The sequence below is a fragment of the Actinoplanes sp. CA-131856 genome, assembly GCF_050956135.1.
Lineage (GTDB): Bacteria > Actinomycetota > Actinomycetes > Mycobacteriales > Micromonosporaceae > Actinoplanes.
Genome location: NZ_CP191849.1, coordinates 10,669,619 through 10,694,774, shown reverse-complemented (window position 1 = coordinate 10,694,774; position 25,156 = coordinate 10,669,619). Strand labels below are relative to the sequence as shown.

20 protein-coding genes, 1 tRNA gene and 1 pseudogene are annotated in these 25,156 nt (G+C 68.4%); 8 read left to right on the top strand and 14 right to left on the bottom strand.

The window, feature by feature from the left end:
- The first annotated feature begins 4 nt into the window (after window positions 1–4).
- The 4 genes from ACQP2X_RS49180 (at window position 5) to ACQP2X_RS49165 (ending at window position 3,249) form a co-directional block, all read left to right on the top strand.
- Complete coding sequence (locus ACQP2X_RS49180; RefSeq protein WP_498693320.1) at window positions 5–736, top strand: phosphocholine cytidylyltransferase family protein; 732 nt, start codon at window positions 5–7, stop codon at window positions 734–736.
- On the top strand, window positions 724–1,785 hold the full coding sequence (locus tag ACQP2X_RS49175; RefSeq protein ID WP_498693319.1) for an iron-containing alcohol dehydrogenase family protein: 1,062 nt from the start codon (window positions 724–726) through the stop codon (window positions 1,783–1,785). Before ACQP2X_RS49180 ends, ACQP2X_RS49175 begins: the two co-directional genes overlap by 13 nt.
- A complete protein-coding gene (locus ACQP2X_RS49170) occupies window positions 1,760–2,488 on the top strand; it encodes a CDP-alcohol phosphatidyltransferase family protein (RefSeq protein ID WP_498693318.1) in 729 nt (242 codons plus the stop codon). Before ACQP2X_RS49175 ends, ACQP2X_RS49170 begins: the two co-directional genes overlap by 26 nt.
- Before the next feature lie 107 nt (window positions 2,489–2,595).
- Entirely contained in the window at window positions 2,596–3,249 is a 654-nt protein-coding gene (locus tag ACQP2X_RS49165) for a hypothetical protein (protein ID WP_498693317.1), read from the top strand.
- Between the two features lie 166 nt (window positions 3,250–3,415).
- Here the strand turns inward: ACQP2X_RS49165 and ACQP2X_RS49160 are convergent, their stop codons facing one another.
- Window positions 3,416–5,365, bottom strand: coding sequence for a DUF6311 domain-containing protein (locus ACQP2X_RS49160; RefSeq protein WP_498701319.1), 1,950 nt, complete (start codon window positions 5,363–5,365; stop codon window positions 3,416–3,418).
- 245 nt (window positions 5,366–5,610) lie between these two features.
- On the opposite strand from ACQP2X_RS49160, the gene ACQP2X_RS49155 reads away from it, so the two are divergent.
- Window positions 5,611–6,327 carry a class I SAM-dependent methyltransferase gene (locus ACQP2X_RS49155; RefSeq protein WP_498693316.1) on the top strand — a complete coding sequence of 239 codons (717 nt, stop codon included), beginning with the start codon at window positions 5,611–5,613 and terminating at the stop codon, window positions 6,325–6,327.
- Window positions 6,328–6,361: 34 nt separating this feature from the next.
- Here the strand turns inward: ACQP2X_RS49155 and ACQP2X_RS49150 are convergent, their stop codons facing one another.
- Window positions 6,362–6,886, bottom strand: a complete 525-nt coding sequence (locus tag ACQP2X_RS49150) for a YbhB/YbcL family Raf kinase inhibitor-like protein (protein ID WP_498693314.1) — start codon at window positions 6,884–6,886, stop codon at window positions 6,362–6,364.
- 270 nt (window positions 6,887–7,156) lie between these two features.
- On the opposite strand from ACQP2X_RS49150, the gene ACQP2X_RS49145 reads away from it, so the two are divergent.
- Complete coding sequence (locus ACQP2X_RS49145; protein WP_498693313.1) at window positions 7,157–8,362, top strand: GAF domain-containing sensor histidine kinase; 1,206 nt, start codon at window positions 7,157–7,159, stop codon at window positions 8,360–8,362.
- Here the strand turns inward: ACQP2X_RS49145 and ACQP2X_RS49140 are convergent.
- The 5 genes from ACQP2X_RS49140 to ACQP2X_RS49120 all read right to left on the bottom strand — a co-directional run bounded on the left by ACQP2X_RS49140 (window position 8,348) and on the right by ACQP2X_RS49120 (window position 14,100).
- The gene (locus ACQP2X_RS49140; RefSeq protein WP_498693312.1) at window positions 8,348–8,995 is read right to left on the bottom strand and encodes a GNAT family N-acetyltransferase; all 648 of its coding nucleotides are present in this window, start codon (window positions 8,993–8,995) and stop codon (window positions 8,348–8,350) included. The genes ACQP2X_RS49145 and ACQP2X_RS49140 overlap by 15 nt on opposite strands.
- A 26-nt stretch (window positions 8,996–9,021) precedes the next feature.
- Window positions 9,022–10,245: a C40 family peptidase gene (locus ACQP2X_RS49135; protein WP_498693310.1), complete on the bottom strand. Its 1,224-nt coding sequence runs from the start codon at window positions 10,243–10,245 to the stop codon at window positions 9,022–9,024.
- Window positions 10,246–10,533: 288 nt separating this feature from the next.
- Window positions 10,534–11,133 carry a DUF4352 domain-containing protein gene (locus ACQP2X_RS49130; protein ID WP_498693308.1) on the bottom strand — a complete coding sequence of 200 codons (600 nt, stop codon included), beginning with the start codon at window positions 11,131–11,133 and terminating at the stop codon, window positions 10,534–10,536.
- Between the two features lie 145 nt (window positions 11,134–11,278).
- Window positions 11,279–12,241, bottom strand: a complete 963-nt coding sequence (locus ACQP2X_RS49125; RefSeq protein ID WP_498693306.1) for an NAD(P)H-quinone oxidoreductase — start codon at window positions 12,239–12,241, stop codon at window positions 11,279–11,281.
- A gap of 14 nt (window positions 12,242–12,255) precedes the next feature.
- Complete coding sequence (locus ACQP2X_RS49120) at window positions 12,256–14,100, bottom strand: ricin-type beta-trefoil lectin domain protein (protein ID WP_498693305.1); 1,845 nt, start codon at window positions 14,098–14,100, stop codon at window positions 12,256–12,258.
- 217 nt (window positions 14,101–14,317) lie between these two features.
- On the opposite strand from ACQP2X_RS49120, the gene ACQP2X_RS49115 reads away from it, so the two are divergent.
- Window positions 14,318–14,402, top strand: a tRNA-Ser gene (locus ACQP2X_RS49115).
- Between the two features lie 587 nt (window positions 14,403–14,989).
- Here the strand turns inward: ACQP2X_RS49115 and ACQP2X_RS49110 are convergent.
- The 4 genes from ACQP2X_RS49110 to ACQP2X_RS49095 form a co-directional block, all read right to left on the bottom strand.
- Entirely contained in the window at window positions 14,990–15,634 is a 645-nt protein-coding gene (locus tag ACQP2X_RS49110; RefSeq protein ID WP_498693304.1) for a hypothetical protein, read from the bottom strand.
- Between the two features lie 86 nt (window positions 15,635–15,720).
- Window positions 15,721–16,896, bottom strand: a complete 1,176-nt coding sequence (locus ACQP2X_RS49105) for a L,D-transpeptidase (RefSeq protein ID WP_498693302.1) — start codon at window positions 16,894–16,896, stop codon at window positions 15,721–15,723.
- Window positions 16,897–16,898: 2 nt separating this feature from the next.
- Window positions 16,899–17,291, bottom strand: a complete 393-nt coding sequence (locus tag ACQP2X_RS49100) for a MerR family transcriptional regulator (protein WP_498693301.1) — start codon at window positions 17,289–17,291, stop codon at window positions 16,899–16,901.
- On the bottom strand, window positions 17,291–18,769 hold the full coding sequence (locus ACQP2X_RS49095) for a SulP family inorganic anion transporter (RefSeq protein ID WP_498693300.1): 1,479 nt from the start codon (window positions 18,767–18,769) through the stop codon (window positions 17,291–17,293). The genes ACQP2X_RS49100 and ACQP2X_RS49095 overlap by 1 nt, the downstream gene beginning before the upstream one ends.
- 119 nt (window positions 18,770–18,888) lie before the next feature.
- Here ACQP2X_RS49095 and ACQP2X_RS49090 point away from each other — a divergent pair, with 119 nt between their 5' ends.
- Window positions 18,889–20,346, top strand: a complete 1,458-nt coding sequence (locus ACQP2X_RS49090; RefSeq protein WP_498693298.1) for a cryptochrome/photolyase family protein — start codon at window positions 18,889–18,891, stop codon at window positions 20,344–20,346.
- On the opposite strand, the gene ACQP2X_RS49085 is transcribed toward ACQP2X_RS49090, so the two are convergent.
- The 3 genes and pseudogenes from ACQP2X_RS49085 to ACQP2X_RS49075 form a co-directional block, all read right to left on the bottom strand.
- Window positions 20,332–22,410 (bottom strand): LuxR C-terminal-related transcriptional regulator, encoded by a 2,079-nt coding sequence (locus ACQP2X_RS49085; protein WP_498701318.1) that lies wholly within the window; start codon window positions 22,408–22,410, stop codon window positions 20,332–20,334. The two genes, ACQP2X_RS49090 and ACQP2X_RS49085, sit on opposite strands and share 15 nt — an antisense overlap.
- A gap of 204 nt (window positions 22,411–22,614) precedes the next feature.
- Window positions 22,615–23,064, bottom strand: a pseudogene (locus ACQP2X_RS49080) (AAA family ATPase); the annotation flags it as partial.
- 590 nt (window positions 23,065–23,654) lie between these two features.
- Complete coding sequence (locus ACQP2X_RS49075; protein ID WP_498693294.1) at window positions 23,655–24,299, bottom strand: hypothetical protein; 645 nt, start codon at window positions 24,297–24,299, stop codon at window positions 23,655–23,657.
- Window positions 24,300–25,156: the final 857 nt, after the last annotated feature.

Genomic DNA, 25,156 nt, shown 5'->3' with positions numbered 1-25,156 from the left:
CTTCATGATCGGTCTCATCCTCGCCGCCGGCGCCGGGCGCAGACTCCGTCCCTATACGGACACGCTGCCCAAGGCCCTCGTCCCGGTGGACGGGGACACCACGATCATGGACATCGCGCTGCGCAACCTCGCGGCCGCGGGCCTGCCGGACGTGACGATCGTGGTCGGTTACCGCGCGAGCGCCGTCGAGGAGCGTGTGCCGGCCTTCGAGCGGAAGTACGGCGTGAAAATCACCCTCGTGCACAACGACAAGGCCGAGGAATGGAACAACGCGTACTCGCTCTGGCTCGCCCGTGACCACTTCGCGCAGGGCGCGTTGATGGTCAATGGAGACACCGTTCACCCGGTCAGCGTCGAACAGACCCTCCTCGATCACCGTGGCCCGAGCATCCTGCTCGCCATCGACAATCTGAAGAAGCTGGCTGACGAGGAGATGAAGACCGTCTTCAGTCCAGATGGACAGCTCACCAAGATTACGAAGCTGATGGAGCCCGGGGACGCCTTCGGCGAGTACATCGGCGCCAACATCATCGAGGCCTCGGCGGCGGCCGCGCTGGCCGACGCGCTGAAGACGACCTGGGAGCGCGACCCGAACCTCTACTACGAGGACGGCTTCCAGGAGTACGCCAACCGCGGTGGCGAGGTCCGCGCCGCGACCATCGGCGAGGTCGAGTGGGTCGAGGTCGACAACCACGACGACCTGGCCAAGGCCCGGGGCATCGCATGCCGTTACTAGCCCGCAGCGTTCAGACGCCGCTGCACATCATCGTCCGCCGCGGCGCCGTGGCCGACCTCGGCCAGATCCTCGCCGACGGCCGCATCTCGGCCGGCGGCGACGTGGCCGTGGTGGTCGGGCCCGGCCTGGGTGAGCGGATCGTCGAGCTGATCCGCCCGTCGCTGCGCTCGGCCGACATCTTCACGACGACCGGCGGCACCCTCGACGCCGCCCTCGAGCTGGCCGACAAGCTGCGCTCCCGGCCGTATGACGCGGTCGTCGGCATCGGCGGCGGCACCACCGTCGACGTGGCCAAGTACGCGGCCAGCCGGTGGGGGCTGCCGATGATCTCCGTGGCCACCAGCCTGGCCAACGACGGCATCGCCTCGCCGGTGGCCAGCCTGATCAACGACGGGCTGAAGGGCTCGTACGGCGTCCACATCCCGTTCGGCGTGATCATCGATCTCGACTTCGTGGAGACCGGCCCCGACCGGGTCAACCGCGGCGGCATCGGCGACGCCATCAGCAAGATCAGTGCGCTGGCCGACTGGGAACTGGCGCGTGAGGTGCGCGGCGAGCCCGTCGACGGCCTCGCCGTCTCGCTGGCCCGGATGGGTGCCGAGGCCGTGCTCACCATGCCCGGCGACCTCAGCGACGACGCCTTCGCCACGGTCCTGGCCGAAGCGCTGATCTCCAGCGGCCTGGCCATGGCGGTCTGCGGCAGCAGCCGTCCGGCCAGCGGCGGCGACCACGAGATCATGCACGCCATCGACTCGCTCTACCCGGGCACCGCCTCCCACGGCGAGCTGGCGGGACTCGGCGCGCTCTTCTGCACGTTCCTGCGCGAGGACGAGCGGCGATTTGCCCAGATCTCCGAGTGCCTCCGCCGGCACCACCTCCCCCGGGTGCCGTCGGACGTCGGGCTCACCGACGAGCAGTTCGTCGAGGCCGTCGCGTTCGCCCCGCGCACCCGCCCCGACCGCTACACGATCCTCGAACACCTCGCCATGTCCCCCGACGAGATCAGCCGAAAGCTGGCCACATATGTCGAAGCAGTCGCCGCCCACTGACTCCACCGCCCCCACGGCGGCCGACTACTACGCGGTCAACCGAGGTGGCGGTCTGTTCAGCGAGGGCCTGAGCCAGCACATCGGCGCCCGGATCGCGGTACAGGCGTACAAACACAAGATCGCGCCGTCCGTGCTGACGGTGCTCAACCTCGGCCTCGGCTGTCTGGTGTCGTTCGTGGTGGTCGCGGCGGCCGGCCCGGTCGCGGACGGCGACGTCTGGGCTTGGCCGATCGGTCTGCTCGCGCTGGTCGGTTGGCAATTGGCGTACGCCTTCGATTGCGCCGACGGGCAGCTCGCGAGGGTGACCGGCCAGACGAGCGCGGCCGGCGGCCGCCTCGACGTGCTGTGCGACGTGGCCGTTCAGATCTCGTTGGTCGCGGCGATCGCGGCGGTGGCGGAGGCCCAGGTGCCCGAGACCCCGGCGTGGTTGCTGGCCGCCTTCGCCGGCACGTGGATGGTCAACCTGGTCACGTCGGTCATGCAGTCCGGCGCCCAGGCGGCCAGCATGGTCACCAGCCGCTCCCTGCCGGTCCGCGTGGTCAAGCTGGTCCGCGACTACGGCGCGGTGATCGCCCTGGCCGGCGTGGTGCTCGCCGTGGCGCCACAGTGGACGATCTGGTTCGTCGGCCTCTTCACCCTGGTCAACGCCGCGTTCCTGGCCGCCAGCGTGGTCTTCTCGGCCCGGGAGGCCCTGCGCGGCTGAGCCGCGTGTTGGCCCAGAGTTCACGCGGGCGTCCACAAAGAGGGCAGCGTGCAGCCGGCCGCTCACGGATCGTAGGCATCGATGATCCTTCTCGTCTAAGGAGATCGATGAAGCGGTTCGTGAAGGCCGGCCGGCTGCTGGTCGCCGGTGCGCTCGCCGCCGTCTGCGCCTCGCTGGGGCTGGCCGCCCCGGCCCAGGCGGCGATTCCCGGCGTCGGCTGGTACATGCTGGTGAACGACTACTACGACGGTGGCTCCGGGCACGACGACGGCGTGAAGTGGTGTCTGAGCACCAACGCCGACACCTCACCCGCCGGGTCGGGGACGCACAAGGTCTATCTCGCCAAGTGCAACACGTCGACGCCGGCCCAATGGTGGTACCTGCGGACCGCCAGCGGGTTCGACACCAACCGCAAGCTGGTCAACTATCAGAACTTCGGTGGTGAGGTCTGGGAACTCAGCAGCAACTCGACCACACCGTCCGGGTGGGCGGCGAACACCTACGCCGCCTACACGGCTCAGCAGAGCTCGGCGGTCGGGCACGTCTGGTCGGCCATCGAGTACACCGAGCCGTACAAGTTCCGCTTCCAGAATTTGCAGTCCGGCTCGATGCTGAGCACGTCGCACAACAACCCGTACAGCGGCGGCGTCTTCAAGGTCTACACGGCGGGGTGGCAGATTCCGGTGCCGCCGGCGCACCTGTGGCGGTTCTGGCAGCCCGGCGGCCGGCCCAGCTGCTCGCCGTGCGGGGCGCTCGCCTGAAGTCGGTCTTCGAAGCCCAGCCCGGCAGCACAGCCCGGCGGCGGCGTGAGGGCGTGACCAACGACGGCCCGGCTATTACGGCGGGGGCCTTCCGCTGACCCCGTACCCATGAAAGAACCCGGCGGCGAGCCGATCAGCGCACGCCGCCGGGGTCTTTCCCGCAAGCTCAGCTGATGTCGGGACCCGTGAGTACGGCCTTGGGGTCGTCGACCAGGTGGCGGACGTCCCAGACCCAAGCGCCGCCGGTCCACGTGGGCTGGAAGCCCAGCAGGTTTGTCATGGCGCGCAGCATCTCGGTGTCGCGGAGCTGCGGGGTCAGGACGATGACGGCGGCCTTCCAGTAGCGGAGGTCGGCCAGTGTCATTTCGCGGCGGGTGTCGGTGATCTCGGGGATCGGGTTGCCCTGGCGGATCGAGGCCATCAAGCCGCTCGTCGGGCGCCACGGTGGTGAGAAGATCGCGGTGCGGTCGGCCGGGTTCAGCGGGTTCTGGTTGGGCAGCAGGGCGTAGGCGCCGGCGATGCGCATGTCCTGGCCGGTGATGGCCGTCCAGCGCAGCGGGTCGGGATAGCTCGAATCGGGCAGCGGCAGCGTGACGACGGTGTGGTTGTCGTCGACGAACTGCTTCCAGGCGCCCGACGTGACGAACTCGGGGGTCGGTGCCATCGGCGCGATCTGGAGCTGGATGGGCGCGAGCGGGACCAGGGCCATCGCCACCGCCGTGATCATGGCGACCTGGACCGGGCCGCGGGCGGCCGGCTGTGCCTTGATCAGGTCGGCCGCGCGCTGGCAACCCAGGGCCAGGATGATGCCGACGACCGGGGCGATGGCCATGGCCCAGCGGGTCGGCACGGCCGAGTTCAGGACCGGGACGCTGTGCAGAACCGCCCAGATGCCAGGGATGCCGGTGTTGATGCCGTTGAGGAAAATTCGCGGTCCGAGCGACATCGCCGCGAACAGCAGTGCCACGCCGCCTAGGGTCACGATGGCGACCGAGCGGCGCATCCAGACGATCAAACCGGCGAACAGAATGACGAGTCCCCAGCCGAAGAACGCATTTTCCTCGGCCGGGTTCTGCGCGAGCTCGGCGGCGACCGCGGAATTGCCGGCGACGGAACGGCTCGAATAGGCGGTGAACGACGCGAGGTCGGCGCCGAAGTTGCGCACGAACTGCGGAAGGCCGTGGTAGCTCTGCGGGCCGAAGAACTGCACCGCCAGCGGATAGGCCAGCACCGCCAGCGTCACCGTGCCGGCGACGGCCAGCCCACTGACGAACTGCCGGGTCTCGCCGCGGTGGGCCTTGCGTCGGGCGATGGCCATGACCAGGCAGAACAGGCCCAGACCGACGGCCGTCATGAAGAGGATCTCGAGGTTGATGAACGCCTGCCAGACGAGCAGGCCGGCCAGGATGAGGCCGTTGCGCACCGCGCGGCCGGGGTCACGCAGGCGCAGGGTGCGCACGATGATCCAGGGCACCAGGAATTGCGAGACGATGTTCGGGTGGCCGCCCGCGTGCGAAATCATGCTCGGCGCGAACGTGCAGAACAGGGCGCCGACCCAGGCCGCCAGCCGCGAGCTCACGAAGTGGCGCGAGAGAGCGAAATACCACGAGATGCCGGTGATCGCCAAAGCCAGCGTAAGAAATACGTTGAACGCCACATGGGGACCGAACAGAAGGGTCACCGGTGTCATCGGCAACGAAACGGCCAGCACCGAGGTGTTGGCCATCATGTTCACCCCATCGGGGTAATTCATGCGATCGGAGAAGAACGGATATGCGCCATCGGTGAGCACCCGCGCACCATGCGCCATCATCCACTCAAAGAAAGCCTGATCCTGTGGATCATCGCGCAACTGGTGATCAAGATTGAGCCAGAGTGGCGCGGTGATGTACAGCGCGATGACGACGAAGGTCGCGCAGGCCAGCAGATCCCGCCATGCGGGAATGCGGATCCGGTGGAGTTTTGGCTGTTCAGCGTCGCGTTCCGGCGCTTCGGTGAGGACTGATCCGAGCGCCGCCAACTCGGCGTCGAGATCCTCGGTCTTCCCCACTTGACGGGGCGGAAGCACGTTCCCGCCAGCCGACTGGCCTGTCGAGTCAATACCCGTAATCGTCATAGCGTCGGCGAGCCTATCCGAGGTCCGTAACGTTGCAGTGACAAGCGGGCCATGCGTGACCGAGCCGATATGAACGGGGCTATCCGGACGCGAAGCAACCACATGTAGTACCCAGCATGCCTATGTCTCAATCAGGCAAAAAATGAGCGGGCGCCCCGGGCTCAACTTTCGGTTACGAACCGAAGATGGTTAACTCTTCCGGTCCCGCTGTCAGCTTCGATCGGCAAGACGAGGGAACCTTACATATGGCAGACATCACTGGAGACCAGCGGATCCAGTCCGAAGTGCTCGAGGGCCTCGCCACGGCTGTGAACCACCGCCGGTGGTTCGTCGAGCTCGCTCTTCCGTACCTCGGCGACAACCCGATCGAGATCGGCAGCGGTCTCGGCGACTACGCGATCGAGTGGGCGGAGCACCTTCCGCGGTTCACGGCGACCGAAGCCGACCCCGACCGGCTCGTCCAGCTCAAGGAGCGGATGGCCGATCACCCGAACATCGACGTGCGGCAGATGCTGCTGCCGGCGGCCGACGCCAACGGTGAATACAGCGCCGCGGTCTCCTACAACGTGCTCGAGCACATCGAAGACCACGTCGGCGCGCTGCGCAGCATGTCCGAGCTGGTCCGCCCCGGCGGCCGGGTCATCATCATCGTCCCGGCCTTCATGTTCGCGATGAGCCAGGTCGACATCGCGACCGGCCACATCCGCCGGTACACGAAGAAGACCATGCGCGCCGCCATGACCGAGGCCGGTCTCCAGATCGAGAAGATGCACTACGCGAACGCGCTCGGCCTGATCGGCTACTACGGTGCGACCAGCATCTTCAAGCTGGCGCCGAAGGAAGGCCCGATGGTCAAGGTGTACGACTCGCTCGTGCTCCCGGTGACCAAGGCGGCCGAGCAGATCGTGAAGCCGCCGTTCGGTCAGTCGGTCTTCGTGGTGGCGCGGACGCCGTCGAAGTGATCGTCAGCCGCCGGCCGGAGCCGGCGGCTGCGAGTCAGCTCTGGAACGTCGGGCGCATGGTCGCCCGGGCCAGGGTGTGGAACGCCAGGTTGAAGCCGACGTAAGCGGGCGTCGCCTCCGGGCCCACATCGAGCTTGTCGACGTCGATCGCGTGCACCGCGAAGACGTAGCGGTGGGGGCGGTCGCCGGGCGGCGGGGCGGAACCGCCGTAGTTGCGCTCGCCGTAATCGTTGCGGACGCAGAAGGCGCCGCCGGGCAGCGGGTCGAGACCGCGGGCCAGCTCGGTGACGTTCGCCGGCAGATTGACCAGGACCCAGTGCCAGAACCCGCTGCCGGTCGGCGCGTCCGGGTCGAAGCAGGTCACCACGAAGCCGCGGGTCTCGTCGGGGAAGCCCGACCACGCGAGCTGGGGTGACACGTTCTTGCCGCCCGCGCTGGTGTGCGCGAACAGCTCGTCGAGCGGCCGGCCGTCCTGCATGTCCGTGCTGGTCACCGTGAAGGACGGGACCGAGGGCAACAGATCGTACGGGTCCGGGGCTACGGCGCGGTCGAGACTCATGGTGATTTGTCCTCCGGCCAGACGGTGAAAGCTTTCTCCGTAGGCAGACTAGCCCGAAACGCCGGGCTGTCACCCGATCGGGCGGACGCACACGGCGTGCGCGGTGTGTCCCGCGTGCCGGGTGATGCTTCTGTCCGACATCCGATCGGGTGCGTGCGGCAGAGATCCCCGTGCCCGATGGCGATAAGCAAGTCGGCACCCGCTTGGTGAAGCGGGTGCCGACTGCTATATCCGGCTATATCCCACCGCACGAGGTGAGACGATCAAGCCATGAGAGCGCCCCTGCCCGCCAACGAACCGGCCCGGCTGGCCGCGCTCCACGACGCGCAGGTGCTCGACACTCCGCCCGAGGAGGACTTCGACGACATCGCCCTGCTCGCGTCGGAGATCTGCGGCACCCCGATGGGCCTGGTCAGCCTGGTCGACCGCGACCGGCAGTGGTTCAAGGCCAAGGTCGGCCTCGACATCGAGGAGACCGACCGTGACCTGTCGTTCTGCTCGCACACCATCCACGGGCACGATCTGCTCGAGGTGCCCGACGCCACCGCCGACCCGCGCTTCGCCGACAACCCGGTGGTGCTGCGCGAGGCCGGCGGGGTGCGGTTCTACGCGGGAGCGCCGGTGGTGCTCGACGGGACGTACTCGGTCGGCACGGTCTGCGTCGTCGACCACGTGCCCCGCACGCTCACGGCGTCGCAGCGGCGCGCGCTGCGCAGCCTGGCCAAGCACGCCGCGGTCCAGCTCGAGTTGCGCCGCTACGCCCGGCACGCCGGCGAGATCGCCGACCGGACCCGCCAGCTCGACCGCATGAAGGACTCGTTCCTGGCCACGGTCAGCCACGAGCTGCGCACACCCCTGTCGACCATCCGCGGCTATCTGGAGATGCTGCTCGAGGACGACTTCGACACCGACACGTCGCGCCGCTTCCTGTCGGTCATGTCGCGCAACTCCGACCGGCTGCTGCGGCTCATCGACGAGCTGCTGCTGGTGGCCCGGCTCACCGACGAGCGGATGCAGCTCGACCTGGCCGAGATCGACCTGGCCGACCTCTCGCACCAGGCGGTCGCGGCGTGCCGTCCGCTCGCCGATCACCGCGAGGTGAAGCTGCGCGACCGGACCGAGGGGGCGGTGCCGGCGCGGGGCGACGCCAAGCGGATCGCCCAGGCGCTCAACCACCTCATGGTCAACGCCATCAAGTTCACCAACCCCGGCGGCGAGATCACCATCGACGCGACGGCGCACGGCGAGCCCGAGGTGGTCATCACCGACAACGGGGTCGGCATCGCGGCCGACGAGCTCCCGCACGTCTTCGACCGCTTCTACCGCTGCCAGGCGGCCGAGGTGATGGCCGCCCAAGGCCCCGGCCTCGGCCTGGCCATCGTCAAGTCGATCATCGACGCCCACCACGGCAGCGTCCATCTGGAGAGCGAGCCGGGCGTCGGGACCACGGTCCGCCTGACGCTACCCCGGTCCTAGGAACATCTCACGGCAAAGATCAAGACCTTCCGTCCGTACGTCGATGGAGCGCGCCGCCTCCCACGAAGCCCGATCGAGACGCAGCCGCCGCCCGGTCGTCGCCCGGTCGCGGATGGCGTGCCGGGCGATGCCGTCGTCGGCGTAACCCAGCTTGCGCGACACCGCGTACGACGCGTGGTTGTCGGCGAAGGCCTCGGAGGTCGCGAACTCGGCGCCGAGCCCGGCGAAGGCCAGGTCGAGCACGGCGGCCCGCATCTCGGTGCCGTAGCCCCGGCCGTGATGGGCACGCCCCAGCCACGAGCCGGTGCTCACCTCGCGGAGCACGGCGAAGTCGTCGGCGCCGATGCCCTGAGTGCCGACGACCCGGCCCTCGGCGATCACCACCAGGCCGAGCTCCCACTTGGCGGGGCTCCAGTCGGCCCGCGACCTCCAGTTCCACTGGAGGACGCTGCGGGCGACCTCGGCCGGTGGCGCGTCGGTCCAGGCGGCGGCGAAGGGCTGCACCGCCGGATCGTGCACACCCTCGGCGGCGAGCCGGGCGAGCTCGCCGAGCAGCTCGTCGCCGGGAAAACGCAATTCCAGCCGGGGAGTACGCAGAACCAGCCGATACAGCGGCCAATGGTCGCTAAGCATGGGCTGATTCTGCGAGCCCCGTGGTGCTATTTCAAGCGCTCGACGTGCAGGCCCGAATAGAGCTTGCGGTAGACGACTCCGGTACGGGAGTTGCCCGCGTCGATCATCATGCCGCGGCCCATGTAGATGCCCACGTGCCCCGGGCCGACGACCAGGTCGCCGGGCCGGGCCTCGCCGGTCGAGATGCTGCGGGCCCGGGCCGCCTGCGCTCCGGACGAGTGCGGCAGGTGGATGCCGGCCAGGGCGTACGCCCGCTTGGTGAACCCGGAGCAGTCGAAGCCGAACGGTCCGGTGCCGCCGTGGACGTAACGCTTGCCGACCTGGGAGCGGGCGAAGGCGATGACGGCGGTCATGCCACCGCCGAGGGGGACGACGCGCTGGGCCCGCCGGGCTGTCGAGTGACGGGTGATCACCGCTCGGGTGACCGCCCGCACCCGTACGGCCCGCTTGTGGGACCTTTCCCGGGCGGTTTCGCGGGCCTCTCGCTCGGCGCGGGCCTTTCGCTCGGCTCGGGCGGCGGCCTTGGCGGCCGCCTTGCGAGCGGCCGCGATCCGGAGCGCGGCCTTGCGGACGGCCGCCTTCCGAATGGCCGCTTCCCGGTCGGCCGCCTCCTTGGCCATGCCCCGCAGCAGTTCGGCGCCGCCGAACAGCGCGGCCAGGCCTTGGCCTCGGCTTCCCTCTCGCGGTGCGAGACCTCCGCCTCGGCTCAGCGGTGCGAGACCGCCGCCTCCGCTCAGCGGCGCCAGGCTGCCGCCTCCGCTCAGCGGCGCCAGGCTGCCGCCTCCGCTCAGCGGCGCCAGGCTGCCACCCTCGCTTCGGGTGTCGCGGAGTGGTTCGGGGCCGTGGCGGAGCACCTCGCGGGCCTCTGCGGCGGCCTCGGCGGCCGGGCCGCGCAGGGCCTCCCGCTCGTCGGCCACCGTGAGGGCGACCGCGGTCCGGACGGCCTCGTGACGGACCTCCTCGTAAGCTTCGGGGCTCATCTCCGGCAGGGGGGTGCCGCCGGCGAGCGTGTGGAGAGCGAGCGGAGTCGCGGCGAGCCGGCGTTCCCCGGCCGTGCGGCGCTGGTACGTGCGCTCGTGGGTGCGTGAGGCACGCTCCGAGGCGGCGGCGCGCGCGGCTTCCGTCTCCGCGAATGCGGCGGCGGTCTGGTCGGAACCAGCGTGCTCGGCGGGCGGTGTGGCCTCGGCGGCGTGCTCAGCAGGGTCTAGGGCCGGTGAGATGACGGCCAGCGCTAACGCGCCGGCGGTCAAGGCCCGGCTCGGGGACGGACGATGCAGTGTTGCCTCCGAAATCGGCCCGGGGCACTCGCGCGAATCCCTGTCGACGTGGCATTACCGTGTGCCGCGCCGGACACCGTGCGTTCGACACACGGCAATGGGAACCCGGACATCTCGCTAATTCCGTCGATCATGCCAACACACATCAGGAATGTTTCGCGGCTGATTTCACACAATCACCCTCGCCCCATCGTGGAAAGAAAGGACTTTTGAGGTGTCGATCGACTGAATTAGATTTCCGAAATATGCCCGTGATCTGCTTCAGCTGACCGGGACGCGAGCTCCCGGGCTGTCCATGGCGGTGTGCAGCACCAGCTCCGAGAGCTGGACCCCGGCCGGAACGTCGAAGGGCAGAACACCCTTCACGGTGGCGCCGGGTGCGATCTCCTCGAGCAGCGTGGGCTGAGCCTCGTTGAGAAAGACCAGCGCCTGATCGGCCACCCGGTGCTCGGCACCCTGCGAGTCGATCGCCCGCTGAGCGCCCGGATCGAGCAGTTCGGCCTCGGCCCCCGTGTTGTGCACGGCCACGTCGACCAGGCAGAACTGGCCGGCGGCGCGCTGTGGAAGGTCCTGCGGGCCGACCGAGGGCACCCCGCAGCGGCTGCCGGTGACGGTGAGCTCGAAGTGACCCTCGAAGGCGCGCGGCGGCTCCGGCGCGGGCGCGGGGCTGTCGCGGGTCACGGCGAACGCCGCCGTTCCGGCCGCGATCACGGCGACCGCGGCTCCCACGAGCCACGGCCATCGGCGTCTTCCCCGCGGCCGTGCGCCGGCCGGCGGATGCTCCGCTTCCACCGGCATCGCGCCGTCCGGCTTGCTTTCCGGCGGCGACAATCGGGCGGGGCGCAGCGGCGTGTCGGTCATGAGACCTCCCGGGTCGAGTGCGGCCCTCATGCTGTGCCGCCCACGGCCCCCGGCGACGTCACCACGCCGCAAATCCGGACCAACCTGTCATAAAGACGCCGGATCAGTCCCCCGAAGGTGGTAATTTCGCCCCGAGACGTTTAGATCACGGCAGCAGCAGGATCTTGCCGAGGTGATCGCTCGACTCCATGAGGCTGTGCGCCTCGGCCGCCTCGGACAGCGGCATCGTCGTATGGATGATCGGCTTGATCGCGCCCGCCTCGACCAGCGGCCAGACGTCACGGGCCACCGCCGAGACGATGCGGGCCTTGTCGGCCAGTGGGCGGGCCCGCAGCGACGTGGACGAGACCGAGCCGCGCTTGGCCATCAGCTGGACGAGGTCGAGCTCGGCCTTGCGGCCGCCCTGCATGCCGATGACCGTGATCCGGCCGTTCGGCGCGAGCGCCTCGATGTTGCGCGAGAGATATTTCGCCCCGACGATGTCGAGCACCACGTCGGCGCCGGCCCCATCGGTGAAGTCCTTTGTGGCGGCCACGAAATCGTCGGTGGTGTAGTCGATGCAGAGGTCGGCGCCGAGCTCGCGGAGCCGGTCGTGCTTGCTCGCGCGGGCGGTGGTGATCACCGTGGCGCCCAGCGCGTGCCCGAGCTGGATGGCGAACGTGCCGATGCCGCTGCCACCGCCGTGCACCAGGAAGGTCTTGCCCTTGCGCAGGCGGTCGCGGTCGACCGAGTTCGACCAGACCGTGCAGCTGACCTCGGGCAGCGCGGCCGCCTCGTGCAGCGACAGGCCGGTCGGCACGGGCAGGAGTTGGCCGGCCGGCACCGCTACCCGCTGGGCGTAGCCGCCGCCGGAGAGCAGGGCGCTGACCCGCTCACCGACGTGACGGCCGCTCACGCCGGGCCCGACCGCGCTGATCACCCCGGCGCACTCGAGACCCGGATAGGCCGAAGCGCCGGGCGGCGGCGGGTAGAAGCCCTGGCGCTGGGAGACGTCGGCCCGGTTGACACCGGCGGCGGTGACGTCGACAACGACCTCGCCCTCCGCCGGCACCGGGTCGGGCACCTCGCGGAGGGCGAGCTTCTTGTCCTCGATCACGATCGCGTGCATACCCCGAGGCTAGGTCACAACGACCATTTCTGGTTCGCGGCGCCCGTACAGGCCCAGATCTGAAGTTTGGCGCCGTTGACTGTGCTGTTGTCCTTGACGTCGAGGCACTTGCCCGAGGCGGTGTTGACGATGTCGCCGCCCGAAGTGACGGTCCACTTCTGACTGGCGACGCTGCCGATGCAGTCCCAGAGGTGAACGGCGCCGCCGTCGGCGGTCGAGTTGTTGGCCACGTCGAGGCACTTGCCGAGGCCGGTGATCGTGCCGTCGGCGTTGCGGGTCCACTGCTGGTTGGTGTTGCCGGCGGTGCAGTCCCACATCTGCGGCTGGTTGCCGTTGGCGGTGGAGCCGCCGGTCACGTCGAGGCACTTCCCGCCGAGGCCCTTGATGGTTCCGCCGCTGCTGCCGCTGCCGGATTGCGTCCCGTTCCAGGTGAAGGTGGCCGAGGTGCGCGCGGGCAGACTGTAGACAAAGGACTGGCTGCCCCAGTTCACCTTGACGCTCTGGGTGCTGCCGCTGGTGTTGTAGGCGATCAGAGCCTTGGAGCCGTCGGCGTTGCGGAAGGCGACATTCGGCACGGTGCCGTTGGCGCTGGAGTCGATCCGCACGGCTCCGGGCCGGACGAACTTGGTCAGGTGGCCCATCGTGTAGTACTCGATGGTGTAGTCGACCTGGCCGCGCCGGGCGTCGTTGCGGTGCACGGTGACCAGCCCCGTGCAGGTGCCACAGCCGCCGTTGTGCGGGCCCATGTTCTCGTCCACGGCCATCGACCACTTCGTCCAGCTACGGCCCCAGTTGCGGAAGTAGTCGATCAGGTCGCCCATGTCCTCGGCATGCTGGTTGCCGACCCAGGTGCCGCCCGAATGCTCGGTCATGTAGGCGTTGACCTGCGGATATTGATTGTGCACGGCGGTGGCGGTGGAGGGATTTCCGCCGTAGTCGTGCCAGGCCACGCCACCGAAGTTCGGGTGGTTGCGGATGGCGGTGTCGGCCAGCAGCGGAGCCACCCACGTGTCGTACGTGTCGAAGTTCCAGTCACCGACCAGCAGCTTGGTGCTGAGCCCGGCCCCCTGAAGAGCCGGGAGCAGGTTGGTCTTGGAGAAGTACTGGAGGCCGGCCGCGTTCCACTGCATCGACGGATAGCCCGGGCAGCAGGTCGGCTCGTTCTGCGCGGTGACGTAACGGATCGGCACGCCCTGTGCCTGATAGCCCTGGATGTACTTCACGAAGTACTGCGCGTAGGCCGCGTAGTACTGCGACTGCAACCAGCCTTGGCTGTACGCGTTGTTGTCCTTCATCCACGGCGGAGCCGACCAGGGCGACGCCATCACGAACATCGACGGGTTGAGCCCGACGGCCTGCCTGGTCAGGGCCATGACATCGGCGTCACGGCTGAGGGAGAAGTCGTTGAGATCGCAGCACGTGGTGTCGTACGAGAAATTGCCCTGGGCCAGATCGGACGACCCGATGACATTGCGCAGGGCGCTGACCCCGATGCCGGCGGTCGGGCTGAAGAGCTTGGTCATCACATCGTTCTGGGTGGCGGCGGACAGGGCCCCGCTCCCGCGGATGTCGAAGGCGGCGGTGTCGGTGAAGGAGGCGCCGGCCCCTTCGAACTGCTGGTAGGTGGTGTTCTCGTTGACGGTGACGGTCTGGTTGGCGCTGCCCGAGCCGCTACCGAAGGCGACGGCGGCCTGCTGCTGAAGCCCGCGAGAGACGGAACGCCCGCCGCTGTCGCTGGTGGTGGTCAGATAGACGTTGACGGTTTCGCCGGCCGCAGAGGAGGCCTGCGGCGCGACCAGAACGGCGGCCGAAGCGGCCAGGGCCGCCGAGGCGACCCATCCGATCTTCCTGCTGAACATGGTGGGGACTCCCTTGCCGGAGGTGGGGGCCAAGGCCGGGAAAAGTAAAGACTGTGAACGATAAACACCACCATCGATGCCGTGTCAACCGTCACGCCCACGTCAGGAAGTAGGGTTTCCCCAGTTCAGAGCCATTTTCACAACCTTGATACAAGTTGCTTCGCGAGTGCCTGCCGACACCGCCGCAGCCGTCTGGCAAACTGAGACAGCAACATCGGGAGGGCTCGCCTAGTGGCCGATGGCGCCGGTCTTGAAAACCGGTATGGGGAAACTCATCGTGGGTTCGAATCCCACGCCCTCCGCATAACCCTGAACAGCGGCAACTCCGCCGACCTGCGAAGGCGCCGGTCGACGAGGGAGCGTACGGCCATGGGCCCAGGTCTGGTTTCGTCGCGACCATGACGCGACAGCGAACGTGATGAGGCCTTAGCGACCTCGCTCGTTGCCGGGCGATCATCGATTTTGCGGACAGGCCGTTGTCGCTGACATGAGGAAGCGTGACCCTCAAGTGCTGGCTCGTCCGGCAACGTCTCCACGAAATCCCGCTGGCCGAACTGCGCGCGGAGAGCAAGCTGGATCTGTCCCGAGCGATGGTTGACCCCACTCACGTGCGAGCACTCGAGGGCGGCCCGAGGCCGCAGGGCTCCGGGGGTCTACGTCGACCGCGGCTACGACCACGACAGAGTCCGCGAACTCGGCATCACCTCGGTCATTGGCTCCGGGCTGAGAAGCAGCGCTGGGCCGTCGGGCAGAGCTTCGTGTTGCTGTGCTGGTTCCGGCGGCTATGCCTCCGTCAGGAGAGCCGCGACGACATACACGAAGCCCTGCTCAAACTAGGCTGCGTCCTGATCTGCTGGCGCCGCCTCCCCACCGCAAAGAGTCACGAGTTTTAAGCCGCCAGGTCCAGCGTGCGCAGGTAGCCGATTCGGTGATAGGCGGCCGGGTCGAGGGTTCCGAGCACGCATCGGTGCTGCAAGGCCAGCAAGGCGGTGTGCACGATGTCCGGGCGCTCGCCCGTCTTGAGGCGGGCGATGATGTCGGCGTCGCGGAATGCCAGGGCCGGCAGGTCGACGATCGGCTGCGGGTCGTCCTTGTCGTCCGATGGTGCGGCGTGTGCGGGATCCATGCGGCGGAGCAGCCGGTAGAGACGCTGGTCCTGCTCGCCGCTGAGTTCGGGCGCCACGTGCAGGTACGCGGCCGGGGAGACGATCACTTGGCAGGCCTCGTCGGCGACCGCCTCGACGAGGGCGGCGCCGACCGTGGAACTGTCCAGGCGGGCGTGCGAGCGCAGGACACTCGCGTCGATCACGAAGTTGGGCCACGAAATGTGCGGTCGCCGGTAGTCGGTGTAGCCCAGGTCGAGGACGGCGTGGGCGAGTCCGGCCGAGTCGGCGGGTCGCGCCTCGGCGTGCCGGTTGTCGCGCAAGTGCTGCAACAGCATCTGGTGAATGCCGTCGAAGCCCGGTCCGGCCTGCTGGTACTGCCGCATGAGGCGCGCGGTGGCGCGTTCGCGCCATGTTGGTTCAGGTTCCACGCCCGCCGACGCTAGGTGCCTGAGATGAGGCCGCGTTTCAGCTGCCGGGAACGGACATACTCCGCCACCTGACCGCATTCTGGGACTCAGGTGCCGTACTTGTCGTACGAGACCGTCCAGTCGCCCAGGCCGTCCCACGCTGGTAGCTCCTTCGGGCTGTGCACCACCTCGACCACGTCGCCGACCATGAAGTTCTTGTAGACCCACTGGGCGTCGGCCGTGCTCAAGTTGATGCAACCGTGTGAGGTGTTCGCCCGGCCCAGCTGGGTGTTCCACGGGGCCGCGTGCAGAAATTCGCCCGAGTACGAGATCCGGGTGCAGAACTGAACATCCTCGGGCTCGTAGTAGAACGGGTTGTTCGTGTCGCTCAAGCCGTAGCTGGCCGAGCTCATGCTGTGGGTCCGTTCCTTCGAGAGGACCACGTGCGGGCCGTTCTGGGTCCAGAAGTGGATCTGGTCGCCGTTGGCGATCGTCGTGTAGCCACCCTGGCCGTTGCTGCACGCCATGTCCCGCGTGAGCTTGCCGTCGATGTAGACGCGGGTGCGGTGGCTGCTGTTGTCGCTGATCGCGATCAGACTGCGGCCGATCGTGAAGTGCGTGGTGGCGTTCGCCTTGCCGTACAAGCCGTTGCCGAGGTTGACGCCCAGGGTGTTGACGCTGACCTTGACCGTGGTGCCTTTTGCCCAGTATTTCGCGGGGCGCCAATGCACGATCTTGTTGTCGACCCAGAAGAACTTGCCGTCCACATGGGGTGACGTCTCGACCCTGATGGCCTTCTCGGCCGCCGCCCGGTCCTTCACCGACTTGCTGAAGGCGACGATCACCGGCTGGCCGATGCCGTACGTGCCGCCGGTCTCCAGCGCCGTCATGCCGTTGGCCTGGAAGGTGACCACGGCCAGCGCGCGTGGTTTGACCGTGGTGAACGTCGCCGCCTTCTCGACCTTGGCGCCCAGGCTGTCGAGCAGATGAGCGGTCACCTTGTACGTCTTGTCGTAGGCCAGGGCGCCCGAGGACCGCCAGGTCACCCCGTCGGCGTCGACCGCGCCGGCCAGACCCGTGACCGACTCGATCCGGCCGCCGTCGACCGTCACCTTCACCGGGCCGGCCGGGGAGATCTGGCCGGTGGGCGCGGTCAGCCGGAGCGGGGCCGCCGTCGGCTGCTCCCAGACATTGGCGGCCGAGGACGAGGAGCGGGAGGGGGTGCAGGCGGCCAGGCCGGCCACGCTCACGGCTCCGAGGAGGAACTTGCGTCGTTGAACCACACCTACCTAGATGCGGCTGCGGCCTGGAATGTTGTCAGCATCTGGTGGGCGAAACCCTCGGCCATCTCCAGTTGCTCGCGCAGTCGACGAACCCTCTCCTCGGCCGCCGTGTGAAAAGAGGCCAGCCGGTCGAGCAGCGGCTCCCGTGAAGCGCCGGTCGCGGATTCGAGGGCGTCGATGATCTCCAGCAGATCGCGCATCTCCTCCAGGGTGAAACCGAGCGGTTTCATGCGCTTGACGACGCGGAGCCGGTCGAGGTCGGGCTCCGTGTAGAGCCGGAACCCGCCCTCGCTGCGCGCCGACGGGACGATCAGGCCGGCTTCCTCGTAGTGGCGGATCGTGCGGATGCTCAGGCCGGTCCGCTCGGCCACCTCGCCGATCCGCATGAGCGCCATCAGTGCGCCGCGCCCAGCTTGCCGCTGAGGTTCTCGTGGAACTTCGTGCTGGCCTCGTTCAACCCGATGATCTCCGCCTGTTTGCCGCGGGCCGCGTACTTGGTGGTGATGGCGTCGAGCGCGGCCACCGAGGACGCGTCCCAGATGTGCGCGGCGCTCATGTCGATCACCACCCGGTCCGGGTCGCCGGCGTAGTCGAACTGGTGCACGAGGTCGTTGCTCGAAGCGAAGAACAATTCCCCATGTACGCGGTAGACGCGCGACCCGCCGTCGGTATCGGGAACGCTGGTCACGGTGGCGAAGTGTGCCACCCGCCGGGCGAAGACGACCATGGCCGTGAGCACGCCGAGCACGACCCCGACGGCCAGGTTGTGGGTGGCCAGGGTGCCCGCGACGGTCACCAGCATCACGACGATCTCACCGGCCGGCATGCGCTTGAGGGTGGCCGGGGCGACGCTGTGCCAGTCGAACGTGCCCACCGACACGATGATCATCACGGCGACCAGGGCGGCCATCGGGATCAGGGCGACCACGTCGCCGAGCGCCACCACCAGGATCAGCAGGAACACGCCGGCCAGGAAGGTGGACAGCCGGGTGCGGGCGCCGGACGTCTTCACGTTGATCATCGTCTGGCCGATCATCGCGCAGCCGCCCATGCCGCCGAAGAAGCCGGTGACGATGTTCGCCACGCCCTGACCCCACGACTCCCGGGTCTTGTCGGAGCGCGTGTCGGTGATGTCGTCGACCAGCTTGGCGGTCATCAGGGATTCCATCAGACCCACAAGAGCGATTCCCAGGGCGTACGGCGCAATGGTCTTCAAAGTCTCGAAGGCGAACGGCACGTCGGGCAGGCCGAGTACCGGCAGGCTGTCCGGGAGCTTGCCCTCGTCGCCGACGGTCGGCACGGCGACGTGTGCGATGAGCGTGAAAACGGTCAGAACGACGATGGCGACCAGCGGCGCCGGCACCGCGGTGGTCAGCTTCGGCAGGAACCAGATGATCGCCAGCGCGATCGCCACCAGCGGATAGACCAGCCACGGCACGCCGGTGAGGTGCGGCAGCTGGGCCGAGAAGATGAGGATCGCGAGCGCGTTGACGAAGCCGACCATGACGCTGCGCGGGATGAACCGCATCAGCTTGGCCACCCCGACCAGGGCCAGCACTATCTGAAAGACCCCGCCCAGAATGACCGCCGCCACCAGAAACCCGAGCCCGTGCTCCTTGGCCAGCGGCCCCACGACGAGCGCGATGGCCCCGGTCGCGGCCGAGATCATGGCCGGCCGCCCACCGGTGAACGCGATGGTCACCGCCATCGTGAACGAGGCGAAAAGCCCGATCTTCGGATCGACCCCGGCCAGGATCGAGAACGAGATCGCCTCGGGAATGAGCGCCAGCGCGACAACAAGCCCCGCCAGCACCTCCGTCCGAAACACTCGCGGCGACGCCAACCAGGCCGGACGGAACAACAGGGCGGACATAAAACTCATTTCGACTCAGAATGCAAAGCACTGAGAAACCTACTCTCACGTGAGGGGAGAGTTCGTCGGCTCGTGGCGATGATCACGCGGGAGCGAGCTCGGTGCGGCACCATGCGGGTATGGAGCGTCGCTGGCTGTTCGCCGATCAACTGGGGCCGCACTTTCAGGACGCGCGCGATCAGCCTGTGCTGCTCGTGGAGTCGAAAGCCGTCTTTCGCCGCCGTGTCTTCCACCGCCAAAAGGCCCATCTCGTGCTCTCCGCGCTCCGGCACCGGGCACGGGATGAAAACGTCCGGCTGGTCCGGGCCGAGACCTATGCCGAGGCGGTGACCGAGCCGGTCAGCGTGTGCCATCCGACCTCGCGGGCGGCCCGGGGGCTCGTCCGGCGGCTGCCGAACGTCGAGGTGCTGCCGCCCCGGGGCTTCGTGACCGCGCCCGGTGACTTCGTGTCATGGGCGGGTGGCCGTGACCATCTGCGGCTCGAGGACTTCTACCGGTTTGCCCGGCAGCGTCACGACGTACTGATGGAAGGGTCTGAACCGGCCGGAGGCCGATGGAATCTCGACACCGACAACCGGGAGCCGCCGCCGCGCGGGGCCGAGCGGCTCGATGTGCCGGCGCCGCCCGCGATCAGCGAGGACGAGATCGACGAGGAGGTACGGGCCGATCTGGATCGCTGGGAGCGCGAGGACGACATCACCTTTGTCGGTAATGACGGACCGCGCCTCTTCCCCGCCACGCGGCGGGAGGCGCTGGCCCGGCTCCGGCATTTCGTGGAGCATCGGCTGCCGGCGTTCGGGCCGTACGAGGACGCGATGCTCGCCGGCGATCCTCAGATGGCGCACAGCATGCTCAGCCCGGCCATCAATCTGGGGCTGCTCGATCCGCTCGAGGTGATCGAACGCGCCGAGCAGGCCTATCGGAGCGGAGCCGCGCCCCTGGCCAGCGTCGAGGGCTTCGTCCGGCAGATCCTCGGCTGGCGTGACTTCATCTGGCATCTCTACTGGTACTTCGAGCCCGAATATCGGGCTCGCAACGAGTTGCACGCCCGGCGTGAACTGCCGAAATGGTTCGCCGAGCTGAACGCCGACGCGGTCGGGGCGCGCTGCCTGTCCGACGTGCTGGCCGGTGTCCGCGATCGCGGCTGGGTGCATCACATCCCGCGGCTGATGGTGCTCGGCAACTACGCGATGCAGCGCGGCTGGCGGCCCGGCGCGGTGGCCGACTGGTTCCACCGCTGCTTCGTCGACGGCTACGAGTGGGTCATGACGGCCAACGTGGTTGGTATGAGCCAATTCGCGGATGGCGGGCGGATGAGCACGAAGCCGTACGCGGCCGGTGGGTCCTATGTGAACCGGATGAGCGACTACTGCGGCGGCTGCCGGTACGACCCCAAGGTGCGCGCGGGCGACGACGCGTGCCCGTACACCGCCGGATATTGGAGTTTTCTCGCCCGTCATGAACAGGCCCTGGCCGGCAATCACCGGATGCGGCAGCCGCTGCGCGGCCTGCACCGCCTGGATGATCTCGACGCTCTCCTGGAGCAGGAGAAGGCCCGCGGGTCACGGGCGCCCTGAGTCACCCAGGGCCGCGGCCAGCTCGCGCCGCGACGTGATGCCGAGCTTGTTGAAGATCTTGCGGAGGTGCCACTCGACAGTGCGCGGGCTGAGGAAGAGAGCGGCGGCGATCTCGGGGTTGGTCAGGCCTTCGATCGCCCGTCGCGCGATCTGCGCCTCCTGCGGGGTCAGATCGTCCGGTACGCCCAGGGACCGCTTCCGTACGGTCTCGCCCGTGGCCACGAGCTCACGTCCGGCGCGATCCTCGAACGCCTCGGCCCCCATGGTGGCGAAGGCCTCGTGCGCCGCCCGCAGCACGACCCGGGCGTCGCCGCGACGGTTGGCGCGGCGCAGCCACTCGCCGTACAGCAATCGCGCCCTTGCCTGAAGAAGGCCGAGCCGACCGCCGCCCAGATGGTCGATGGCCGCCCGGTAATGCTCCTCCGGCGCCGGCTCGGTCAGAGCGTAGGCCAGCTCCCGCGCCCCCAGCGCCCACCGCGTGCCGGCGGCCGTTGTCCGCTCGGCCAACAGGTCGCGGGCCTCGATCGCGACGTCGAGGTCACCGGTCCGGCTCGCCGCCTCGACCAGCTCACTCAGCGACCAGCCGTACGACGAGAGGTCCGGATATTCGGCGCTGAACCGGGCCGCCCTCGCGGCCGCCTCGAAGTTGCCGAGCCCGTTGGAGAGCACCGCCTTCGCGTAGCCGGTGATGCCGAGCAGCCGCCCCACGCCGAGCTCGGTGACGTCCCGCTCGGCCGTCGCGATCAGCTCCAGCGCCTGCGCCTCACGTCCCCGATGGGCGGCCATGAAGATCGTGTTGGCCAGCGGCCCCTGCCGGCCGGTCGACTCGGCCACGGTGATCGACTCGTCGGCCAGCCCCTGCGCGTCGGCGAAACGACCCGAGAAGATCAAGGACGAGGTCCGGTACGACAGCGCGGTGAGCAGAATCGGCAGCGCACCGAGCCGCCGCGCGTAGTCCAGCCCGTGCCGGGCGAGCCGATCCCAGGCCGCGTCGTCGTAGATCTCCAGCGCGACCATCGCCGCCAGCCAGAGCAGATCCATGTCGTCGTCGCCGGTCACGGCGTCGAGGGCGGCCGCGAACCGGGGGACGGCCGGCGCATAGCCGTCAAGGCTCCAGGTGATGAGCCCGGTGAGGAACAGCCCGGCCGGGTCGTCCCCCGCCGGAAGACCACGGGCCGCCTCGGCGGTGCTCTTCAGAGCGGCGGCCCCACCGAGCCGCCCCGCGTGCACGGCCGAGCCGAGCGCCTCGAGATACGTCTGCCGGGCCGCCGCCGCGTCGAGATCGGCCAGCCGCCCCGCGGCCGCGTGCAGCGAACCGGAGGCGCTGCCCGGATTGACGGCGAAGGCCACCTTGGCCCGAACCCGCTCCAGATCGGCCCGCTGCAACGGCCCGAGCGGCCCCAGCTCGGCCGCGGCCAGCAGATCCGGCACGTCGGAGGTCGCACCGGCCTCGAGCCGGGCCCGGGCGGCGGCGATGGTGCGGGCCGCGCGCTTCTTCGGATCCGGCGTGAGAATCGCGGCCCGTTCCAGGAAGGAAGCAGCCGCCGACCGCCCGCCCCGGCCCAGCGCCCGGTCGGCGGAACGTTCGAGCTCACCCGCGACTTCCTCATCGGGCCCGACAGCAGCATGCGCCCGATGCCAGGCCCGCCGGTCAGGGTCGAGCCCCGGATCGGTGACCTCGGCCAGCGCCGCGTGCACCCGCCGAAGCTCACCTGGATCGGCCGACCGCCAGCTGGCCGACCGCACGAGCGGATGACGGAACCGAACCCGGCTGCCCACCTCCAGGAGCCCTTCGGCCGACGCCGCCCCCGCCGCGTCCGGCCCGACACCGAGCAGTTCAAGAGCACGCCACAGCAGGGGTACGTCTCCGACCGGCTCGACCGCCGCGGCCAGCATCAGCCGGCGGGTCTCACCGGGAAGCCCACCGATGCGCCGCCGGAAGCCCTCTTCGACACGCCCCGCGAGCGAGGTGCTGTGCCCACCGAACCCAAAGGCCAACTCGGCCGGCGACAGATCCCGCGGCAGTTCGAGAAGAGCAAGCGGATTGCCATGAGTCTCGGCCACGATCCGATCCCGGACGCGCGAATCAACCGACCCCACCAGAACCGAATCGAGCAGAGCATGGGCGTCGGCATCCCCGAGCCCGTCGATCCGCAACTCGGGAAGATCCTTGAGAAGGCTGTTACCAGGCGTACGAGCGGCGAGCACAAGAGCCACCGACTCGGCATCGAGCCGCCGGGCGACAAAGGCCAGCACAAGCCCCGAATGCCGGTCAAGCCATTGCACATCATCGACGACACAGACGAGAGGCTTGGTGCCGGCGGCTTCGGCAAAGAGCCCCAGCACAGCCATGCCCAGAGGCAACATCTCCGGCGGAGGCCCCGAGGTCAGCCCGAACGCGATCGAGAGGGCCGTCCGCTGAACATCGGGCAGCTTGTCGAGATGAGTAAGAAGGGGAGCACAGAGCTGCTGCAACGCCGAGTAGGCGATGTCCGACTCGAGCTCGACCCCAGCGGCCCGCACGACCCGGAATTGAGCGGCCTGCTTTTCGAGGTAGTCGAGGAGAGCGCTCTTACCCACGCCGGCCTCACCGTGGAGAGCCAGCACCCGACTGCGCCCGTCGCCTACATCCCGAAGCAGCCCATCAAGCGTTTCCCGCTCACGCCGCCGCCCGAGCAGCCTTGTTGTGTCGTCCCGCAACTTCCCTCCCGCGATCACGAAGCGTACCCGCGCCAACAACGGCCTTCGACCTCCGCGGCCGACTTTGGTGACGGCGCGTAACGCGCGCACGGCAGAGGCCCGAAGTATCAAGACTGCTCGGGTCCACCTCGACAACGGAGATCCCAGTTGTCCGCGACCCTGCCAGGCCAGCTGAGCACAAATCGATGCGACCCGGCGCCGGCCTGCCCTGCAACGGCTGGCTCGGTCTGTCGTGAGCCCGGCTGCGCGCTGACGCGCCAGCCGGGCTCTGGGGCGACTAGCGCCTTGCGAGCACCCGGTGGAGAAAGGTCGCGACAGCGAGCCCGACGGTGATGCCCGCGACAGGGTCGGCTGCGCCTACGGCAAGACCGCTGCTCAACCCGGTAGCCAAGATGACGCCCCAGCGGAGGGGCAGTGTGCGGCTGGTGGTTTCGTCGTCCATCTCATCGTCGCGACCGTGACGACCGCGAACTATCCTGGGCATGATCTGGCGATACCTCGTTTCGCTTGGTGCAGGGATGGGGCTTTGCTGGACTCGGCCTTCGGGTGGTTGCAGCCGCCCGGAGGCCGTCTTGCTGTAGTCGTGAGAATTTGGTCGTTCTCACCGCTCAGCCAGATGTGTCATCCGACCAGCCGCCATCTGGGGACGACAGCGCCGACATGAACTGCTGGACATCGGACTTCTCGGGCGTAGGGGCCTTGGATGACTGCTTGCTGCGCCTACGGTGCTTGAACGGCTGCTGGAGGGCATAGCGGTTCTCGACGGTCCAGCCGGTAGGGGAGTTGGGGGCCGTCCTGGCGGTCTTCTGTATCGAGAGAAGGCCGCAGGTCGCCAGGTCGTCGAATCCTCTTTCAGCCGTGTCGGCCGACCACCCGTACCAGTCATGGACGCGACCGCTGGGCAGCGCAGTCGACCGGTATTCGGCGGAAAGAACAAGGAGCATGGCGGTAGCGGGCAGGCTGAGTTTCTGGTCCCACTCGTCGTACCAGAAGCCGAATGGCAGGTTGATGAACGCGTCAGTGTTCGATCTTCCCGGCCGGGTGTACGGATCTCCACTGCCGTCCTCTTTCAGCAGGGTGACCGTGATGTCCGGGCTGCGGGGACGAACGCGCTTCCAGGTGATCAACCGGCGCTTTTGAAGACGATCAAGGATTCGGACGACGGCGGTAACGGCCGAGCCGTCAGTCGCGTGTTCGGTAGTGCCGAAAGCGCGAGCCCAAACGCGGCTGTCGAGGGTGTAGATCCAACCCACCTCGTCAAGATCACCACTCGTGATCGCGAGGAGGTAGAGATAGGCATTCAGCGCGCGGGAGTCTCCTCTGTTGACGAAGGTGGCAAGTGGACCTCGGCGCGGCCTACACCCTGGTGGGCGCTGGATGAACGCGCGTCTGACGGGGGCGGACTTCCGACGTGAGCGCTTGAGGAAGAAGCGCCGGGTTTCCAAGGAGGGTGCCACCTTCGGGGTGACGTCGGGGCCCGACGGATCCGTACGTGTCATGGGCACAATGAACCCACAATCGATACGTCGGTGCAAACTTGTTCAGCGAGCGGTCTGAGACGGAGCAGCGGGTCCATGAAATATCTGTGTCAATATCGGTGAAACATCCAATGTAATGTCGCTGCAATCCCTTTTATTAGGACCATGACAAGTCAGCCATGGGTGCCGCTGTGAAACGTTGGGGATTGCAACGTCGGTAGCCGGGTTGCGGGCCAAATCAGCCTGGCCTCGCGTTGCGACCGCCTGTCGCCGAATCGGCATCTACGCACACTGGGCCCTGCGGCCTGAAGCGCCGGCGTGCCACTTCCCGCACCTCCTTCGGCACCAAGGCGATGTCTTGCTTGGCGCCCGCCGGTGGACCGGGCGACGATGGGCGCTCTATTGATGACGCCAAGCCGATGCCTCGGTCTCTGCGATGATCGTTAGGCCCTCATGGCGCGTTGTCACGCCGGAGAGGGGCAGCACGATGGTCTTCCTGTCGAAGCGGGCCCTCCTCGATCGGGGAGTCGGGCACTGTCGCCACCGGGTACGGCAGGGATCGCGCGACGGTTCGTCCGAGATGCTCGCTGACACGTACGTGGCATTTGGACCCGCGAGGAGCTTCCCTGCAA

What these genes read in the sequence shown, in the direction of transcription:
- ACQP2X_RS49180 (WP_498693320.1), top strand. Translation starts at nt 5, where the DNA reads ATGATCGGTCTCATCCTCGCCGCCGGCGCCGGGCGCAGACTCCGTCCC.
- ACQP2X_RS49175 (WP_498693319.1), top strand. Translation starts at nt 724, where the DNA reads ATGCCGTTACTAGCCCGCAGCGTTCAGACGCCGCTGCACATCATCGTC.
- ACQP2X_RS49170 (WP_498693318.1), top strand. Translation starts at nt 1,760, where the DNA reads ATGTCGAAGCAGTCGCCGCCCACTGACTCCACCGCCCCCACGGCGGCC.
- ACQP2X_RS49165 (WP_498693317.1), top strand. Translation starts at nt 2,596, where the DNA reads ATGAAGCGGTTCGTGAAGGCCGGCCGGCTGCTGGTCGCCGGTGCGCTC.
- ACQP2X_RS49160 (WP_498701319.1), bottom strand. Translation starts at nt 5,365, where the DNA reads ATGACGATTACGGGTATTGACTCGACAGGCCAGTCGGCTGGCGGGAAC.
- ACQP2X_RS49155 (WP_498693316.1), top strand. Translation starts at nt 5,611, where the DNA reads ATGGCAGACATCACTGGAGACCAGCGGATCCAGTCCGAAGTGCTCGAG.
- ACQP2X_RS49150 (WP_498693314.1), bottom strand. Translation starts at nt 6,886, where the DNA reads ATGAGTCTCGACCGCGCCGTAGCCCCGGACCCGTACGATCTGTTGCCC.
- ACQP2X_RS49145 (WP_498693313.1), top strand. Translation starts at nt 7,157, where the DNA reads ATGAGAGCGCCCCTGCCCGCCAACGAACCGGCCCGGCTGGCCGCGCTC.
- ACQP2X_RS49140 (WP_498693312.1), bottom strand. Translation starts at nt 8,995, where the DNA reads ATGCTTAGCGACCATTGGCCGCTGTATCGGCTGGTTCTGCGTACTCCC.
- ACQP2X_RS49130 (WP_498693308.1), bottom strand. Translation starts at nt 11,133, where the DNA reads ATGACCGACACGCCGCTGCGCCCCGCCCGATTGTCGCCGCCGGAAAGC.
- ACQP2X_RS49125 (WP_498693306.1), bottom strand. Translation starts at nt 12,241, where the DNA reads ATGCACGCGATCGTGATCGAGGACAAGAAGCTCGCCCTCCGCGAGGTG.
- ACQP2X_RS49120 (WP_498693305.1), bottom strand. Translation starts at nt 14,100, where the DNA reads ATGTTCAGCAGGAAGATCGGATGGGTCGCCTCGGCGGCCCTGGCCGCT.
- ACQP2X_RS49100 (WP_498693301.1), bottom strand. Translation starts at nt 17,291, where the DNA reads ATGGCGCTCATGCGGATCGGCGAGGTGGCCGAGCGGACCGGCCTGAGC.
- ACQP2X_RS49095 (WP_498693300.1), bottom strand. Translation starts at nt 18,769, where the DNA reads ATGTCCGCCCTGTTGTTCCGTCCGGCCTGGTTGGCGTCGCCGCGAGTG.
- ACQP2X_RS49090 (WP_498693298.1), top strand. Translation starts at nt 18,889, where the DNA reads ATGGAGCGTCGCTGGCTGTTCGCCGATCAACTGGGGCCGCACTTTCAG.